The 15,551-nt window shown below is 67.9% G+C and carries 12 protein-coding genes; 3 read left to right on the forward strand and 9 right to left on the reverse strand.

Annotation, left to right across the window (positions count from 1 at the left end):
* Positions 1-2: 2 nt before the first annotated feature.
* The 6 genes from ACX1D0_RS07765 to ACX1D0_RS07790 are packed head-to-tail and all read right to left on the reverse strand — an operon-like array spanning position 3 to position 7,181.
* Positions 3-1,145 (reverse strand): ATP-NAD kinase family protein, encoded by a 1,143-nt coding sequence (locus ACX1D0_RS07765; RefSeq protein ID WP_459020296.1) that lies wholly within the window; start codon positions 1,143-1,145, stop codon positions 3-5.
* Positions 1,142-2,728: an aminomethyl-transferring glycine dehydrogenase subunit GcvPB gene (gene gcvPB, locus ACX1D0_RS07770; protein ID WP_459020297.1), complete on the reverse strand. Its 1,587-nt coding sequence runs from the start codon at positions 2,726-2,728 to the stop codon at positions 1,142-1,144. The genes ACX1D0_RS07765 and gcvPB overlap by 4 nt, the downstream gene beginning before the upstream one ends.
* Position 2,729: 1 nt before the next feature.
* Complete coding sequence (gene gcvPA, locus ACX1D0_RS07775; protein ID WP_459020298.1) at positions 2,730-4,082, reverse strand: aminomethyl-transferring glycine dehydrogenase subunit GcvPA; 1,353 nt, start codon at positions 4,080-4,082, stop codon at positions 2,730-2,732.
* Between the two features lie 36 nt (positions 4,083-4,118).
* Positions 4,119-4,949, reverse strand: a complete 831-nt coding sequence (locus ACX1D0_RS07780; RefSeq protein ID WP_459020299.1) for a carbohydrate ABC transporter permease — start codon at positions 4,947-4,949, stop codon at positions 4,119-4,121.
* A complete protein-coding gene (locus tag ACX1D0_RS07785; RefSeq protein ID WP_459020300.1) occupies positions 4,942-5,859 on the reverse strand; it encodes a carbohydrate ABC transporter permease in 918 nt (305 codons plus the stop codon). The genes ACX1D0_RS07780 and ACX1D0_RS07785 overlap by 8 nt, the downstream gene beginning before the upstream one ends.
* 5 nt (positions 5,860-5,864) lie before the next feature.
* Complete coding sequence (locus ACX1D0_RS07790; protein WP_459020301.1) at positions 5,865-7,181, reverse strand: ABC transporter substrate-binding protein; 1,317 nt, start codon at positions 7,179-7,181, stop codon at positions 5,865-5,867.
* 145 nt (positions 7,182-7,326) lie between these two features.
* On the opposite strand from ACX1D0_RS07790, the gene ACX1D0_RS07795 reads away from it, so the two are divergent.
* Entirely contained in the window at positions 7,327-7,989 is a 663-nt protein-coding gene (locus ACX1D0_RS07795) for a GntR family transcriptional regulator (RefSeq protein WP_459020302.1), read from the forward strand.
* Between the two features lie 130 nt (positions 7,990-8,119).
* Here the strand turns inward: ACX1D0_RS07795 and gltX are convergent, their stop codons facing one another.
* Positions 8,120-9,580, reverse strand: coding sequence for a glutamate--tRNA ligase (gltX, locus tag ACX1D0_RS07800; protein ID WP_459020303.1), 1,461 nt, complete (start codon positions 9,578-9,580; stop codon positions 8,120-8,122).
* 33 nt (positions 9,581-9,613) lie between these two features.
* Between gltX and ACX1D0_RS07805 the strand changes: the two genes are divergently transcribed.
* Both ACX1D0_RS07805 and ACX1D0_RS07810 read left to right on the forward strand, forming a co-directional pair.
* Positions 9,614-10,186 (forward strand): DUF4112 domain-containing protein, encoded by a 573-nt coding sequence (locus ACX1D0_RS07805; protein ID WP_459020304.1) that lies wholly within the window; start codon positions 9,614-9,616, stop codon positions 10,184-10,186.
* A gap of 36 nt (positions 10,187-10,222) precedes the next feature.
* On the forward strand, positions 10,223-11,905 hold the full coding sequence (locus ACX1D0_RS07810; RefSeq protein WP_459020305.1) for a glutamine--tRNA ligase/YqeY domain fusion protein: 1,683 nt from the start codon (positions 10,223-10,225) through the stop codon (positions 11,903-11,905).
* A 76-nt stretch (positions 11,906-11,981) separates the two neighbouring features.
* Here the strand turns inward: ACX1D0_RS07810 and tuf are convergent, their stop codons facing one another.
* Both tuf and fusA read right to left on the reverse strand, forming a co-directional pair.
* Positions 11,982-13,175: an elongation factor Tu gene (tuf, locus tag ACX1D0_RS07815; RefSeq protein WP_459020306.1), complete on the reverse strand. Its 1,194-nt coding sequence runs from the start codon at positions 13,173-13,175 to the stop codon at positions 11,982-11,984.
* A 248-nt stretch (positions 13,176-13,423) separates the two neighbouring features.
* Positions 13,424-15,472, reverse strand: coding sequence for an elongation factor G (gene fusA, locus ACX1D0_RS07820; protein WP_459020415.1), 2,049 nt, complete (start codon positions 15,470-15,472; stop codon positions 13,424-13,426).
* Positions 15,473-15,551: the final 79 nt, after the last annotated feature.

The following is a 15,551-nucleotide window of genomic DNA, read 5'->3' on the forward strand; positions in this document are numbered from 1 at the left end:
GCTCACTCCTCTCTGAGTGTCTGATCTGTCGAGGCGGCCACGGCCCGCACGACGGCGGTGTCCTGGACCCCGGTGATGATGCGGTGGTAGCCGCTCAACGCGGCGTCGACCCGGTCGTCGCCGGTGTCGATGAGCAGTGGCCCGGCAAGGCCGCGGAGCTTGTCGGGGGTCGCCACCACCAGGAGCGCCGGGGTAGCGAGATGGGCGAGCACCCGACCTGACAGCTGCTGGTTGCCGCGGCCCAGCAGGAAGCCCTGTCCCCCGATGACGGTCAGCACCGCCCGGGACGGGTGCTCCGCCGTCCATGCCACAAGTTGCTCCTCGTCCGCGTCCGCCAGCACGACGGTGCCGTCGTGCACGACGTCGACTCCGAGGGGCGTCTTGGCGATGCCCAGTTCGGCGGCGACGGCCTCCATCGTGCTGCCCGGTCCGAGCAGCCAGCTCCCCAGTCGGAGGCGGTCCGCCACGGCAGAGGCGATGCCAGCCGGGATGGACCCCGGGCCCTGCTCGGCGGCGACCTTCCGCGCCTGAGTCCGGCCCCCGGCGACGGGTACCTGCAGCTCCCCACGCGGCCGGGGCACGACGCGACCGGCGCGCACCTCGTCCTCATCGATGTCGAGCACCGCCTTGATCTCCGTGCGGGGTGCGGCTGCGCCCTGCCAGGCCGCGGCCATGCGGCCGGCCACGGCGGGGCTGACCGCGAACACCGGGGAGTACATCTTGACCCCGCAGGGTATGCCTAGCGCCGCGACGCCGGAGCGGCCCTCCATCGCGGCCGCGACGTCGCCCGCAGTGCCGTCACCACCGGCGAACAGGATCAGCGTCGCTCCCGCGTCGGCCAGCGCCCGCACCGCGGCGGAGGTGTCTGCCGCCGAGGTCTCGGGCCCGACGGCGGCATGCACCACCTGGGCTGGCAGCCCTGCGTCAAGCACGCTGAGCTCCCCCATCGGCCCGGCCGACGTGAGCACGGGGCCGTGCAGGTTCCGGATCGCCTCTGTCGCCCGCGCCTGAGCTCGGGACGAGGATCCACGGTCGCGGGCAAGCGACTGCACCCGGGCCCCGTCGCTGCCCTTCAGGGCGGCCGGCCCGCCGATCCCGGCCACCGGGTTGACCACCAGCCCGATCACCTGCTGACGCCGCGTCACCCCGGCTGCCCGTACTTGCGCTGGTACGCCCGCCAGGTCACGGCCCACCGCGAGGGGTCGTCGAGGTCCGCCTCCTCGTTGACCATCCGGTGGATCGTCTGGCGGTGAGGGGCGTCGATCACCGTGCGCGGTTCCTCGCGGGCCTGCCGCGCCACCTCCGCCAGGGTCGCCACGTACTCGTCGAGCTCCGCCATGGAGTACGCCTCGGTGGGCTCCAGCGTGAAGGGTTGGGGGACGACGAACGGATGGTGGCTGGACCAGTAGTGCATGCCGTAGTCCGACATGCGGATCCCGATCTGCTCCGTGCTGATCCCCGTGTCCTCGTACAACTCCTGCCACGAGTAGCGCACCTGCTCGATCCGCCGCCGCCCTGCGGCGTAGGGGGCCGACGCGCCGGGGATCTCCAGCACCCGCTTGAGGAGATAGTTGTTGTTGAGCACGGCGATCTCACTGACCGCGCGAAGCCCCTCGGGCCCCAGCGCGCGGATCCAGGCGTAGGCGCGGCCGATCACCGGCGTCACCCCGTAGAAGGGACCGATCTTGCCGATCGACCGCGGCCGGTCGTAGTCGAGCTCGTAGCGCTCCCCCACCTTGGTGATCAACGGGTAGGGCAGAAAGTCGACGAGGTGCTCGGCCACCGCGCTGACGCCACCGCCGGGCCCGCCACAGCCGTGGGGCGTGGAGAAGGTCTTGTGCAGGTTGAAGTGGCACAGGTCGAAGCCCGCATCGCGGGCGCGGGTGATGCCGAGGATGCCGTTGGCGTTGGCCTGGTCGTAGCAGGCCAGAGCCCCCACCTCGTGCACGGCCTCGACGAACTCGCGGATGCGCGGGTTGTAGATGCCCGTGTCCTCCGGGTTCGTGATCAGCAGCGCCGCCGTCTGCGGGCCGATGGCCGACCTGAGCGCATCCAGGTCCGGGTAGCCGTCAGCATCGGGGTAGAGCGTGATGACGTCGTAGCCCGCGGTCTTGGCGGCCGCGGCGTTGCTGGGATGGCTGAAGATCGTCGTGATCACCTCGCGGCGCTGGTCGGCTTCCCCGTTGGCAGCGTGATACGCCCGGATCATGGCCACGTTGGCCCAGATGGCGCCCGAGCCGCCGGAGGTCTGCATGCTGGCCCTGGCCATGCCCGAGATCGCACACATCATCTGCTCGGTCTCCCAGAACAACGCCAGGGCACCCTGGACGGAGTCCGGGTCCTGCAGCGGATGCAGGTCGCGCAGCTTCGGCGTGTTGACCAGCTGGTCGTTGACCTTGGGCGAGTACTTCATGGTGCAGGTGCCCTGTCCGATGTCCACGTTCAGGTCGGCGCCCAGGTTCTCCTGCGAGAGTCGGTCGTAGTGGCGCAGGACCCGCATCTGGCCCATCTCGGGGAGACCCATCGGGCTGGTGCGCCTCAGCTCCGGGGGCAGCACCGCGTCGAGGCCGCCGGTGGTGGCCACGACCTCCTCCTCGGGCCGGGCGACCAGCACGCCGCGCTCGCCGGGGGCCGAGAGCTCGAACACCAGCGGCTCGTCCCAGCGGGCCTGGTGGAACCGGCGCAGGCCCGGCTTCGCCGCGACGGGCAGTCCTGGGGTGTCGGTCATGTCAGTTCTCCTTCGCGGCCGCGGCCAGGGTGGCGACGAGCAGGTCGATGTCGGCCTGGGTGTGGATTTCGGTGATGCAGATCGTCAAGAGGTGTTCGCCGGTCACGACGCCCGGCTCAACGCCCCGGCTCCTGGCGGCGGCGACCAGCTCGGCCGCCGGCACGGGCGTGCGCACCCTGAACTCCCGGATGTGCAGCGCGTCGTCGGTGGTGGGGAACCCTGCGTCCGCGAGCCGGGTCTGGGCGTACCGCGTGCGCAGCACCAGCGTCTCGCCGAGTTCCGCCATCCCGTCGGGGCCCATGAGCGAGAGGTAGACCCCGGCCGCGATCCCCCACAGCGCTGCGGCTGTGCCCACCCATTCCTTGCCGTCTTCCCGGACGGCGAACGAGGTGCGCTCGTAGGCCACGTCGCCGAATCCGTACTCGCCGGGCACGGACGTGGCCACCAGGCCGAACAGGCGGGCGGGCAGTTCCATCACGAGGCGCGGGTCGTCGGCCATGGCGATGAAGCCCGCGTGTGCGCCGCCGAACCATTGCCCGAGGCCGAGGGACTGGATGTCACCGCAAGTGATGTCGGCGCCCTGACCGGCCGGCGGTTCCAGCACGCCGTGGACGATGGGGTCTGTGCCGACGATCAGGAGCGCCCCGACGGAATGGGCCAGGGCGGCCAGCTCGCGCAGGTTCGGTTCCACCGCACCGTGCGCGGACGGCGACTCCACCCAGATCGCTGCCAGGTCGTCCGCCACCGCGCTGCGAGCGGCATCGAGGTCCGCCACCCCGTCCTTGGGGGCAACCGGGACGAGGTCCAGGTTCGGGTCGACGAAGTCGCGCACCCGCGCGAGCTTGTCGTCGAGCACGTCGCTGACCTGCAGCACCCGTCGCCGCCCCGTGGCCCGGCCCGCGATCGCGAGGGAGGTGGCCGTGGCCTGGTAGCCGTCGTAGGTGGGGACCGTGACCACGTCGGTCTGCAGCACCTCCGCAAGCTGTGAGGTGTACTCCCACAACGCCTGGAATCGCCCGTGGTCCTCGTAGGGCTCGCCCGCGTAAGCAGTGAGGAACTCCCCGCGGTTGATCACCTCGGTGACCACGGCGGGCACCGCGTGCGGGTAGGTGCCCTGTCCGAGGAAGCTCAGCACCTCGTCGGAGGATGAGTTGACGCTGATGAGCTGGGTGAAGTGTCGACGCAGTTCGTGCTCGGTGAGGATGGCCGGCGGAAGGTCCAGCACGCCGTCGAAACGCAGATGCGAGGGGATCTCGGCGTAGAAGTCCTCCACCGACTCAGCTTGGACCGCGGCCAGCATGGCCCGCTTGGCCTGCGGCGCGCTGTTGGGGATATAGGGATGGACAACTGCCATGGCGGGTCCTTCGAGTCGTGGTTGGGTGGGAGAGAGTCAGCCCTTGACTGCGCCGCCGAGTAGGCCGGCGACGAACTGCTTCTGGAACAGCAGGAAGATGACGAGCATGGGGATGGTGGTGAGCAGAGAGCCCATCATCAGGCCGGAGTAGTCGACGCGGGACAGGCCCACCATGGTGTTGAGGGCCACCGGGATGGTGTACATGGCCTCGTCGTTGAGCATCAGGAGCGGCCACAGGAACGAATTCCACTGGGACATGAACGTGTAGATCATCAGTGCGCCCAGTTGCGGCCGGGCGATCGGGAGCACCGTGGTGAAGAAGATGCGCAGATCGCTGGCCCCATCGATCCGGGCCGCCTCGATGATCGACGTGGGGAAGTTCAGGAACGACTGCCGCATGAGGAAGATCCCGAACGCGCTCGCCAGGAAGGGCATGATGACAGCCTGGTAGGTATTGATCCATCCCAGCGAGGCCATGATCTGGAACAGCGGCACCAGGAGCACCTGCATCGGGATCATCATGGTGGCCATGATGAACAGGAACACGAGGTTCCGGCCCCGGAACTGGTACTTGGCCAGGGCGAACCCGGCCATGGCCGACACCAGCGAGCTGAACACCGTGTAGACGACGGCGATCAGCAGCGAGTTGACCATCACACGCGCGAACCCCGTCGACTCCTGCAGGCGCACCAGGTTGACGAGGAACTGGTCGCCCGGCACCAACGGCGGCGGGGTACCGAACAGGTCAGCGGTGGTGTGGGTGGCAGCGATGATCATCCAGGCGAACGGCACCATCGACGCGACGGCACCCCCCAGGAGCACCAGGTAGCTGACGACCTTGACCATGGGATGGGCGTGGCTAGTCATCGCTGCCCCTCGTGAGCCAGAACTGGACGAGGGACAGCACCATGATGATCAGCACCACTGCCCAGGCGATGGCCGAGGCGTAGCCGAAGTCGAACTGCCGGAAGCCCACTCGGTACAGGTACAGCACCGGGGTGAGTGTGGCATCGGAGGGTCCCCCGCCGGTGAGGGTGTAGTTCTCGTCGAAGAGTTGCAGCGTGCCGATGGTCGACGTGATGGACACGAAGAGCAGCACGGGCTTGACCCCGGGGATGACCACATGCCGGAAGGTGCGCCACCCGTCGGCGCCGTCGAGGGCCGCCGATTCGTAGAGTTCGTGGGCGATGGCCTGCAGACCAGCGAGCACGAGCACCATGTTGTAGCCGGTCCAACGCCAGGTCATGGAAGCGATCAGCGACGCCTTGGCCCAGAGCGGGTTGTTGAGGAAGTCGATCGGCGCCGCCCCGAACAGGGCCAGGAACTGGTTGACGATGCCGCCGTCGGTCTGCAGCATCAGCCGGAAGACCAGCGAGTAGGCGACGAGGGTGGTCACCGCCGGCAGGAAGTGGATCAACCGGAACATGGTGCGGAACTTGAGCCACGCCTGGTTGAGCAGCGTCGCCAGCCCCAGCGCCAGGCCCACCATTAGTGGGACCTGGATGACCAGCAGCAGCAGGGCGTTGGCGATGCTGGTGCGGAACTGTGCGTCGCCCATCAGCTTCACGTAGTTGCCGGCCCCTGCCCACACCGCGACGCCCCTGTCGCTGGTGTACAGACTCTGCAGCAGGGAGGCCGCCAGGGGGTAGACGAAGAAGACCGCGAACAGGACCACGGCGGGCGACGCGAAGAGCCAACCGGAGCGGGCGGTGCGACGGGACAGACGCGATCTCCGCGTCGCCTGGGATCTCTGCCCCGTCGCCATGGCGGTGGTCACGGACCTCAGCTGACCGTGCGTCCGGTCTGCTGCGCGATCGCCTCTGCGGCACCGTCCAGCGCAGCCTTGGCATCCGTCCCGTTCAGGATCGCCTCCACCGTCGCGTTGGCCACGATCTCGCTGGCCTTGGCGTAGTCGCCGGTGAAGTAGACGGGCGGGATGCTCGCGGTGAGGTCGGCGAAGACCTTCAAGGCCTGCTGCCCGCCGAAGTACTCGTCCTCGGCCTCGAAGGCGGCGTCCTGCAGGGCGGGGAGGTAGGCCGGGAACAGCCCGTCAGTCTCGGACATCTCCACCTGCCTCGGGACATCCATGAGCACGTAGGACGCGAAGTCGATGGCGAGCTCGGCATTGGCCGCCTGGGCGGGGATGACCAGGTTGGAGCCACCGTTGTTCGAGGTCGTGAGGTCGTCGGCGTTGAACGTGGGCAGCGGCGCGACCCCGTACGTGCCGCTCAGTTCGGGCGCGTCGCCCTTGAGCGTGCCCATCCACCAGACCGCCTCGGGGAGGAAGGCGGACTTGCCCGCCTTCGCTGCGGTGACGCGGGCGTCCCAGCCCTTGACGTTGTTGATGAGGTTCTTGCTCCGCAACTCCTGCATCCAGGTCAGGGTCGAAACAGCCTTGTCGGAGTTGATCACGATGTCTCCGGCCTCGTCGAAGATACCTGCCCCCTGCTGCTGCAGCAGGCGCAGGAACATCGAGCCCGTCGAGAGGTCGGCGTCCAGCAACGTGGCGCCGTTCTTGGCATGGATCTTCTCGGCCACCGCGGTCAGATCGGCCCACGTGGTGATGTCCGCTGGGGTGGCCCCCACCTCGGCGAGGTAGTCGGAGCGGTAGTAGAGGGCGACGGTGCCGGAGTCCCACGGCATCGCGTAGATCTTGCCGTCGACAGATGCCGCGGCCCACTTGGACGGGTCGAAGTCGGCCTCATCCGCTCCGATGGCGGGGGTCAGGTCGACGAATTCGCCGGGGAAGGATTCGAGGTAGCCGGGCATCCGCTCCGTCTCCATGGTGATCAGGTCCGGCAATCCCGTGCCGGCCTGCAGGCCGACGGAGATCTTGTCGTAGGCGTTGTCGTACCCGACATCGACGACATCGATCGTGGTGCCCGGGTGCTCTGCAACGTAGTCCTCGGCGTAGCGCGTCAGGGCAGCGGCCGCGACGTCCCAGCTCCAGACGGTGATCTCGCCGGAGACCTCCCCGGAGGGGCTGACGGCGACGCTTGGCGCGCTCTGCGGAGTGGTCCCCGTGCCGCCCATGGCGCACCCTGACAGAAGCACTGCTGCGGCGGCGACGGTGGTGAGGACGAACGTGGGCTTCTTCATCGGAGCTCCTCGCATTCTGAATTTTGTATACTGAATGTAGGAGCACGGTACACTGTGGACCAGGGCCCAGACCCCGGTTTCACAAAACTGATGTGTGGCCGCCGGAACCCGGGAGGGACGCAGGCGGCCCTGAAACGGAGCAAGAGTGCTGATTCAGAGGCAGACCCTGCGGGTGCAGGTGCGCGACGAGCTTCTCAACCGGCTGCGGCGCGGGTCGATCCCGCCGGGCACCGGCATCAATGAGGCCGCGCTGGCCGCGGAGCTGGGAGTCAGCCGCACCCCACTGCGGGAGGCGCTGATCGCGCTGGAGACCGAAGGGCAGATCGAATCGGAGATGGGCAAGGGCTTCCGTTTCGCGCCCGCCAGCATCGACGAGCTCGCACAATTGGCCCCCATCATCGCCCAGCTCGAATGCCTCGCTCTGGACCTCACCCCTGAGGACGAGTGGGACCGCATCGCTCCCCAGCTACTCGAGTGGGCACGCGATTTCCCGGCTTCCGTGGCCGATCACCGCGAGGTGACGATGCGGGACGCCGACTGGCACGAGCTCCTCACCAGCGCCTGCCCCAACGAACGACTGCTCTCCCTCCTGCGCTCCCTCAAGCTGGCCGAACACCGCTACGAGTACGAGATCGTCGACTCGGGGTCGAAGATCCGTCGTCACGCGGTGGAGCACGAGACGATCGCCACCTGCCTCATCAACAAGGATCTGGACGGTGCGAAGGACGCGCTGTCGTCCAACTGGATCAACGGCATCTGGCGCATCATCGAGCAGACCGAGGCGCGCTCAGCTTCGCAGGGGAAATGAAGCAGGCGAGTTCACCGGCAGGGCGGGACGGGGTCGGGCCGGCGGCCTCGACGAGTAGGTGGGCGCATCGTGACTGATCGCTCTCTCACGCCTTGGAGATGCCGGGAGTGACGTCGGACGTCGACGTTGCCTAGCGCAGGGTTGCGCTCAGGGCTTTCAGGCGCGCCAGGGACGACTCGCGGCCCAGCAGTTCCATCGACTCGAACAGCGGCGGCGACACCCGGCGCCCCGACACCGCGACACGGATCGGCGCGAACGCGAACTTCGCCTTGATCCCCATCCCCTCGACGATGCGCTCCTTCAACGCGGCCTGGATGGAGGCCGCGTCGAACGGCACCGACTCCGCGACGGCGACGGCGGCATCCAGGACCGCCCCGGCGCTGTCCGGGAGGGCGGCCACGGCCTCCTCCTCGAGGCTCAGCGCGGCGTCGTCGACGAACAGGTAGTCCAGCTGGGGCAGCGCGTCCTTGAGCAGGACGAGGCGCTCCTGGATGATCGGGACGGCGCGACGCAGGAGCTCGGCCTGTTCCGCAGTCGGGGCCCACCGTTCCCGCTCGAACTCCAGGATGCGGTCGGCCAACTCACCGGCGCTGAGGGCGCGGATGTAGTGCCCGTTGAGCCAGTCCAGCTTCTTGAGGTCGAAGATGGGCCCGACGGTGTTGACCTTGTCCCACGAGAAGTCGGCCACGAACTCGTCGAAGCTCTTGACCTCGGCGTCCTCGTCGCCGGCGTAGCCGAGGAGCTGCAGGAAGTTGCGCACGGCCTCCGGGAGATAGCCCTGCTCCTTGAACCACATGAGGCGCGCGGCGGGGTTCTTCCGCTTGGAGATCTTGGACTTGTCGGTGTTGCGCAGCAGCGGCATGTGCGCGAACGCGGGCCGCTCCCAGCCGAGCCAGTCGTAGAGCAGGACATGCTTGGGCGTGGACGAGATCCACTCCTCCCCACGCACCACCGTGTCGATCCCCATGAGGTGATCGTCGACCACGACCGCCAGGTGGTAGGTGGGGAAGCCGTCGGCCTTGAGGATCACCTGGTCATCCGGCCGAGGTGCCCTGACGATGCCGCGCACGATGTCCTCGAACTCCAGCGGCACGTCGTCGGGGATGAGCATCCGCACCACAGGAGTCTCCGAGAAGCCCGGCAGCGCTGCCCGCTCCTCGCGCGATTTCCCCACACACAACCGGTCGTACCCGGTCACCGACAGCTTCAGCGCCTCCTGCTCCTTCCGGAGCTCCGCCAGGCGCTCCGGCGAGCACCAGCAGTGGTAGGCATGTCCCTCGGCGAGGAGCTGGTCCACGAACGGGCGGTAGGTGTCCAGTCGCTCCGACTGCCGGTAAGGCCCGTACTCGCCACCGATGTGCGGGCCCTCATCGGCCCGCAGACCGAGCCACTCGAGCGAGTCGTAGATCTGCTGCTCGCTACCCTCCACCAGGCGGTTGCGATCGGTGTCCTCGATGCGCAGCACGAATGCGCCACCGGTCTTGCGGGCCCACGCCAGGTCGAAGAGCGCCATGAAGGCGGTGCCGACGTGGGGGTCGCCGGTAGGTGAGGGTGCGACGCGGGTTCGGGCGGGGCTGGGAGTGGCGCTCATAGTGGCTTCACCCTATCGGGCAAACTTGGACCCATGACGACCGAACCGGGCCCCACCCCCGCCAAGGCACTCCAGCACGCGCAGGGCGTGGTGGGTGACGCCGCACGCGGGAAGATCCGCGCGGACCTCGCCGACGCGCCGCCCCCGAAGCCGGCGCAGCTCACCCGCGCGTTCAGCTACCTGCTCGACGACCTGGTGCAGGTGCCCGGTACCAAGGTGCGCGTGGGGCTGGACCCCGTGCTGTCGCTGATCCCCTGGGCCGGCACCGCGGTGGGCGCCGTGTTCGGCGGGGTGGTCCTCGTCGACGCCATCCGCCTCCGGGCCCCGCTCCCGGTGCTGACCCGCATGGTCGGCAACTCGGTGCTGGACTGGCTGGTGGGCATGGTGCCGTTCATCGGCGCCTTCTTCGACGTGGCCTTCAGATCCAACAAGAAGAACCTCAGGCTGCTCAACCGCACCATCGAGAACCGCGAGCTGGTGCGCCAGGCATCGGTCAAGTACTGGATGGGAGTGGGCGGCCTCGCGCTCGTCCTGCTCGCCGTCATCGTCGCGATCCCCGTCGTCGTGATCCTTGGAGTCAACCAGCTCATCGCCACCGCCGGCTGAGCGTCCGCGACGCGGGGGGCATGCTAACTTACCGGCATGACCGACCCCTCCCCCGCCCCCTCCAACTTCATCTACGACGCCGTCAGATCCGACGTCGTCGTGGGGAAGCGGGGCGGACGCGTGCAGACGAGGTTCCCACCCGAACCCAACGGATTCCTGCACATCGGTCACGCCAAGGCCATCGTCGTCGATTTCGGCGTGGCGGCGGACTTCGGCGGCATCTGCATCCTCCGCCTCGACGACACCAACCCCGAGACCGAGGACACCAGCTTCGTCGAGGGCATAGTCGAGGACATCGAGTGGCTCGGCTACGAGCCGGCGGACGTCCGCTACGCCTCGGACTACTTCGAGCAGCTCTACCGCTGGGCTGAGCAGCTCATCGCCGAGGGCCATGCCTATGTCGACGACCAGGACGGCGAGGCCATCTCGGCCGGCCGGGGTGGCTTCGGCAGGCCCGGTGTGGACTCTCCGTTCCGCACCCGGTCCGCGGAGGTGAACCTCGACCTGTTCCGCCGGATGCGCGCCGGCGAGTTCGCCGACGGATCCCGCGTTCTGCGCGCCAGGATCGACATGTCCCACGAGAACATGCAGATGCGCGACCCGATCATGTACCGCATCCGCCGGGTGGTGCATCACCGCACCGGGGACGCGTGGTCCATCTACCCCACCTACGACTGGGCCCACGGCCAGTCCGATGCCATCGAGGGCGTCACCCACTCGATCTGCACGCTGGAGTTCGAGTCCCACCGCCCCCTCTACGACTGGTTCCTCGCCCGGCTCGGCGTCGACGAGCCCCCACGCCAGTACGAGTTCGCCCGCCTCGAGCTCACCCACACCGTCACGTCGAAGCGACGGTTGGCCAGGCTCGTGATGGACGGGGTGGTGGACGGGTGGGACGACGCCCGGATGCCCACCCTGCGCGGCCTGCGCAGGCGGGGCTACCCTGCGGCCGCCATCCGCGCCTTCTGCCGAGAGGTGGGCACCACGCGCACCAACTCGCGCCAGTCCATCGAGGCCCTCGAAAGCTACGTCCGACGCGAACTCAACACGTCTGCCCAGCGCCGGATGGCGGTCATCCGCCCGCTCAAGCTGCGTATCACCAACTGGCCGGTCGACGAGGCCGGCCAGCCCGTGGTGGAGCACTTCGAGCTGGCGAACAATCCGGAGCGGGCCGACGACGGCACCCGCAGCGTCGCGTTCAGCGGCGACCTCTGGATCGAGCGGGAGGACTTCCAGGAGGTGCCCCCGCCGAAGTACTTCCGGCTCTCGCCCGGCCGCGAGGTGCGCCTCCGGGGGGCCTACTTCGTGACCGCCACCGACGTCGTGAAGGACGAGGAGGGCAACGTCGTGGAGGTGCTCGCCACCTACGACCCGGCCTCCAAGGGTGGCAACTCACCCGACGGCCGCAAGGTCAAGTCCACGATGCACTGGGTGTCGGCGCCGCACGCGGTGTCGGCCACCGTGGCGCTGTACGGGCGGCTGTTCACCGCCGAGGCTCCGGGCGACGCGACGGGCGAGGCCCTGGACGACCTCAACCCCGACTCACGCGAGGTGCTCGCCGGGGCCAAGGTTGAGGCGGCGCTGCTCGACGCGCGGCCCGGTGAGGTGGTGCAGTTCGAGCGCCTGGGCTACTTCGCCGCGGATCTGGACGAGCCGATGCACTTCCATCGCACCGTGGGCCTGCGGGATGAGTGGGTGGCCATCCAGAAGCGGGGCTGAGCCCTCCCCGCCGGGAACGCGAAGAGGGCCGTGCAGCGGAAGCTGCACGGCCCTCTTCGGGCTTTTCAGGCCAAGATCACTTGAGGATCTTGACGACGTTGCCTGCACCCACGGTGCGGCCGCCCTCACGGATGGCGAACTTGAGGTTCTCCTCCATGGCGATCGGCTTGTTGAGGTGCACGGTCATCTCGGTGTTGTCACCAGGCATGACCATCTCGGTGCCGGCAGGCAGCTGGACGACCCCGGTCACGTCCGTGGTGCGGAAGTAGAACTGGGGGGAGTAGTTCGAGAAGAACGGCTTGTGACGGCCACCCTCCTCCTTCGCCAGCACGTAGACGTTGGCCTCGAAGTCCGTGTGCGGCGTGGTGGAACCGGGCTTGATGACAACCATGCCGCGCTCCACGTCTTCCTTCTTGGTGCCGCGAAGCAGAAGGCCGACGTTCTCGCCCGCGCGACCCTCGTCGAGGATCTTGCGGAACATCTCCACACCGGTGACCGTGGAGGACTGCTTGGTCTCACGGATGCCGATGATGTCGACCGTCTCGCCGGTCTTGACGATGCCGCGCTCGATGCGGCCGGTGATGACGGTGCCACGACCGGTGATCGTGAAGACGTCCTCCACGGGCATCAGGAAGGGCTTCTCGGTGTCACGCGCGGGCTGCGGGATGTACTCGTCGACGGCGTCCATGAGCTCGAGGATGGTCGCGCTCCACTTCTCGTCGCCCTGGAGCGCGGGGAACGCGGCGACGCGGACGACCTTGGTGTCCTCGAAGCCCTGAGCCGTCAGGATCTCGTCGAGTTCCATCTCGACCAGTTCGATCAGGTCAGCGTCCGCGTCGTCGATCATGTCGCACTTGTTGAGGGCGACGACCATGGCAGGAACGCCGACCTGGCGGGCCAGGAGGATGTGCTCGTGGGTCTGGGCCATCGGGCCGTCAGTGGCGGCCACGACGAGGATCGCGCCATCCATCTGGGCAGCACCGGTGATCATGTTCTTGACGTAGTCCGCGTGGCCGGGGCAGTCGACGTGCGCGTAGTGACGCTTCTCGGTCTGGTACTCGACGTGCGCGATGGAGATGGTGATACCGCGCTGACGCTCCTCGGGCGCCTTGTCGATCTGGTCGAACGCCGACACAGCATTCCACTGGGGGTACTTGTCGTGGAGCACCTTGGTGATCGCCGCGGTCAGAGTGGTCTTGCCGTGGTCGACGTGTCCAATGGTGCCGATGTTGCAGTGCGGCTTAGTCCGCTCAAACTTGGCCTTTGCCACGAGGGCTCCTTCTTGGGATCTCGCCTCGCTGGTTGCGGGGCGTCGCTTGTGGTTCCTCAGTAGAGGTCAGCATCTGAGCTTAGCGCCCAAACGCATACCTGACCAATCCTATAGGAGCACCGTTCTCAGTCAAACCGGGTTCATCGCGCAGCCGTCGCCGGCCGAGGCCGGGCGGACAACGCCGGATGGCCGGGGTCTCCCCCGGCCATCCGTGTGTCACTGCGCGACGCCGTGCGCCGCGACCGGGGTCACTCGCCCCCGCGGGCCTTGGCGACGATCTCCTCGGAGATGGCCTTCGGGGTCTCGGCGTAGGAATCGAACTCCATCGAGTACGACGCCTGGCCCGAGGTCTTCGACCGGAGGTCACCGACGTAGCCGAACATCTCAGACAGCGGCACGAGCGCCCGCACGACGCGGTTGCCGTGAGCCTCGTCCATCGACTGGATGTGGCCGCGACGGGAGTTGAGGTCGCCGATGACGGTGCCCATGTAGTCCTCGGGCGTGGTCACCTCGACGGCCATGACGGGCTCGAGAATGGCCGGGTCCGCACGGCGGGCGGCCTCCTTGAACGCCTGCGCGCCGGCCAGCTTGAAGGCCAGCTCGGAGGAGTCGACGTCGTGGTAGGCGCCGTCGGTCAGCGTCACCTTGATGTTGTCCACGGGGTAACCGGCCAGGACACCGAAGTGCAGCGCGTCCTTGATCCCGGCGTCGACCGCGGGGATGTACTCCCGCGGGATGCGGCCGCCGGTGACGCCGTTGACGAACTCGTATCCCGAACCCGGCTCCGTCGGCTCGAGGTCGATGATGACGCGGGCGAACTGACCCGAGCCACCGGTCTGCTTCTTGTGGGTGTACTCGACCTTCTCCACCTTCTTGCGGAGGGTCTCGCGGTAGGCCACCTGGGGCTTGCCGATGTTGGCCTCGACCTTGAACTCGCGACGCATGCGGTCGATGAGGACGTCGAGGTGGAGCTCGCCCATGCCGGCGATGATGGTCTGGCCGGTCTCCTCGTCCGTGTGGACGCGGAAGGTCGGGTCCTCCTCCGCCAGGCGCTGGATGGCGTTGGAGAGCTTCTCCTGGTCCGACTTGGTCTTGGGCTCGATGGCCTGTTCGATGACCGGGTTGGGGAAGGTCATCGACTCCAGCACGATCGGGTTGGCCGGGTCGCACAGGGTCTCACCGGTGGTGGTGTCCTTGAGGCCCATCACCGCGCAGATCATGCCGGCGCCGATCTGCTCGATCTCCTCGCGCTTGTTGGCGTGCATCTGGTAGATCTTGCCGATGCGCTCCTTGCGACCCTTCGTGGCGTTGAGCACCTGGGACCCCGAGTGCAGCACACCGGAGTAGATGCGCACGAAGGTCAGGCGCCCGAGGTGCGGATCGGCGGCCACCTTGAAGGCCAGGATCGACAGCGGCTCGTCCTCGGCCGGGTGGCGCTCCATGCGGACCGACTCGTCGTTGGGCTTGAACCCCTCGATGGCGGGCACGTCGAGCGGGGACGGCAGGTAGGCCACCACGGCGTCGAGCAGGGGCTGGACGCCCTTGTTCTTGAACGACGAGCCGCAGACCACAGCGGTGAACGTGTTGGTGATGACGCCCTTGCGGACGGCCGCCTTGACCTGCGCGACCGTGGGCTCCTCGCCCTCCATGTAGAGCTCCATGATGTCGTCGTCGACGTCCGCGACGCGCTCGATCAGTATGGCGTGGGCGGCCTCAGCGGCCTCCTTGAGGTCGGCGGGGATCTCCTCGACGGTGTAGTCCTCACCCATCGTGGTCTCGCCACGCCACGTGAGCGCCCGCATCTCCACGAGGTCCACGACACCCAGGAAGCCGCCCTCGGAGCCGATCGGGAGCTGCAGGAGCACCGGATCGGTGTTCAGGCGCTCACGGATGGTCTTGACGCAGTGGTCGAACGAGGCGCCCGTGCGGTCCAGCTTGTTGATGTAGCAGATGCGCGGCACACCGTACTTGGAGGCCTGACGCCACACCGTCATCGACTGCGGCTCAACGCCGGCCACGCCGTCGAACACCGCGACGGCGCCGTCGAGCACGCGGAGCGAACGCTCCACCTCGACGGTGAAGTCGACGTGCCCGGGGGTGTCGATGATGTTGATCAGGTTGTCTTTCCAGAAACAGGTCGTGGCGGCCGACGTGATCGTGATGCCGCGCTCCTGCTCCTGCTCCATCCAGTCCATCACGGCGGCGCCCTCGTGAACCTCACCGATCTTGTAGGTCTTGCCGGTGTAGAACAAGATGCGCTCGGTGGTGGTGGTCTTGCCGGCGTCGATGTGCGCCATGATGCCGATGTTGCGAACCTTGGAAAGGTCGATCACTGTGCAGTCCTTATGTCTCTGGGTAGTAGACGGTGAAGGCCCC

The sequence above is a fragment of the Tessaracoccus pujii genome, from assembly GCF_054483895.1.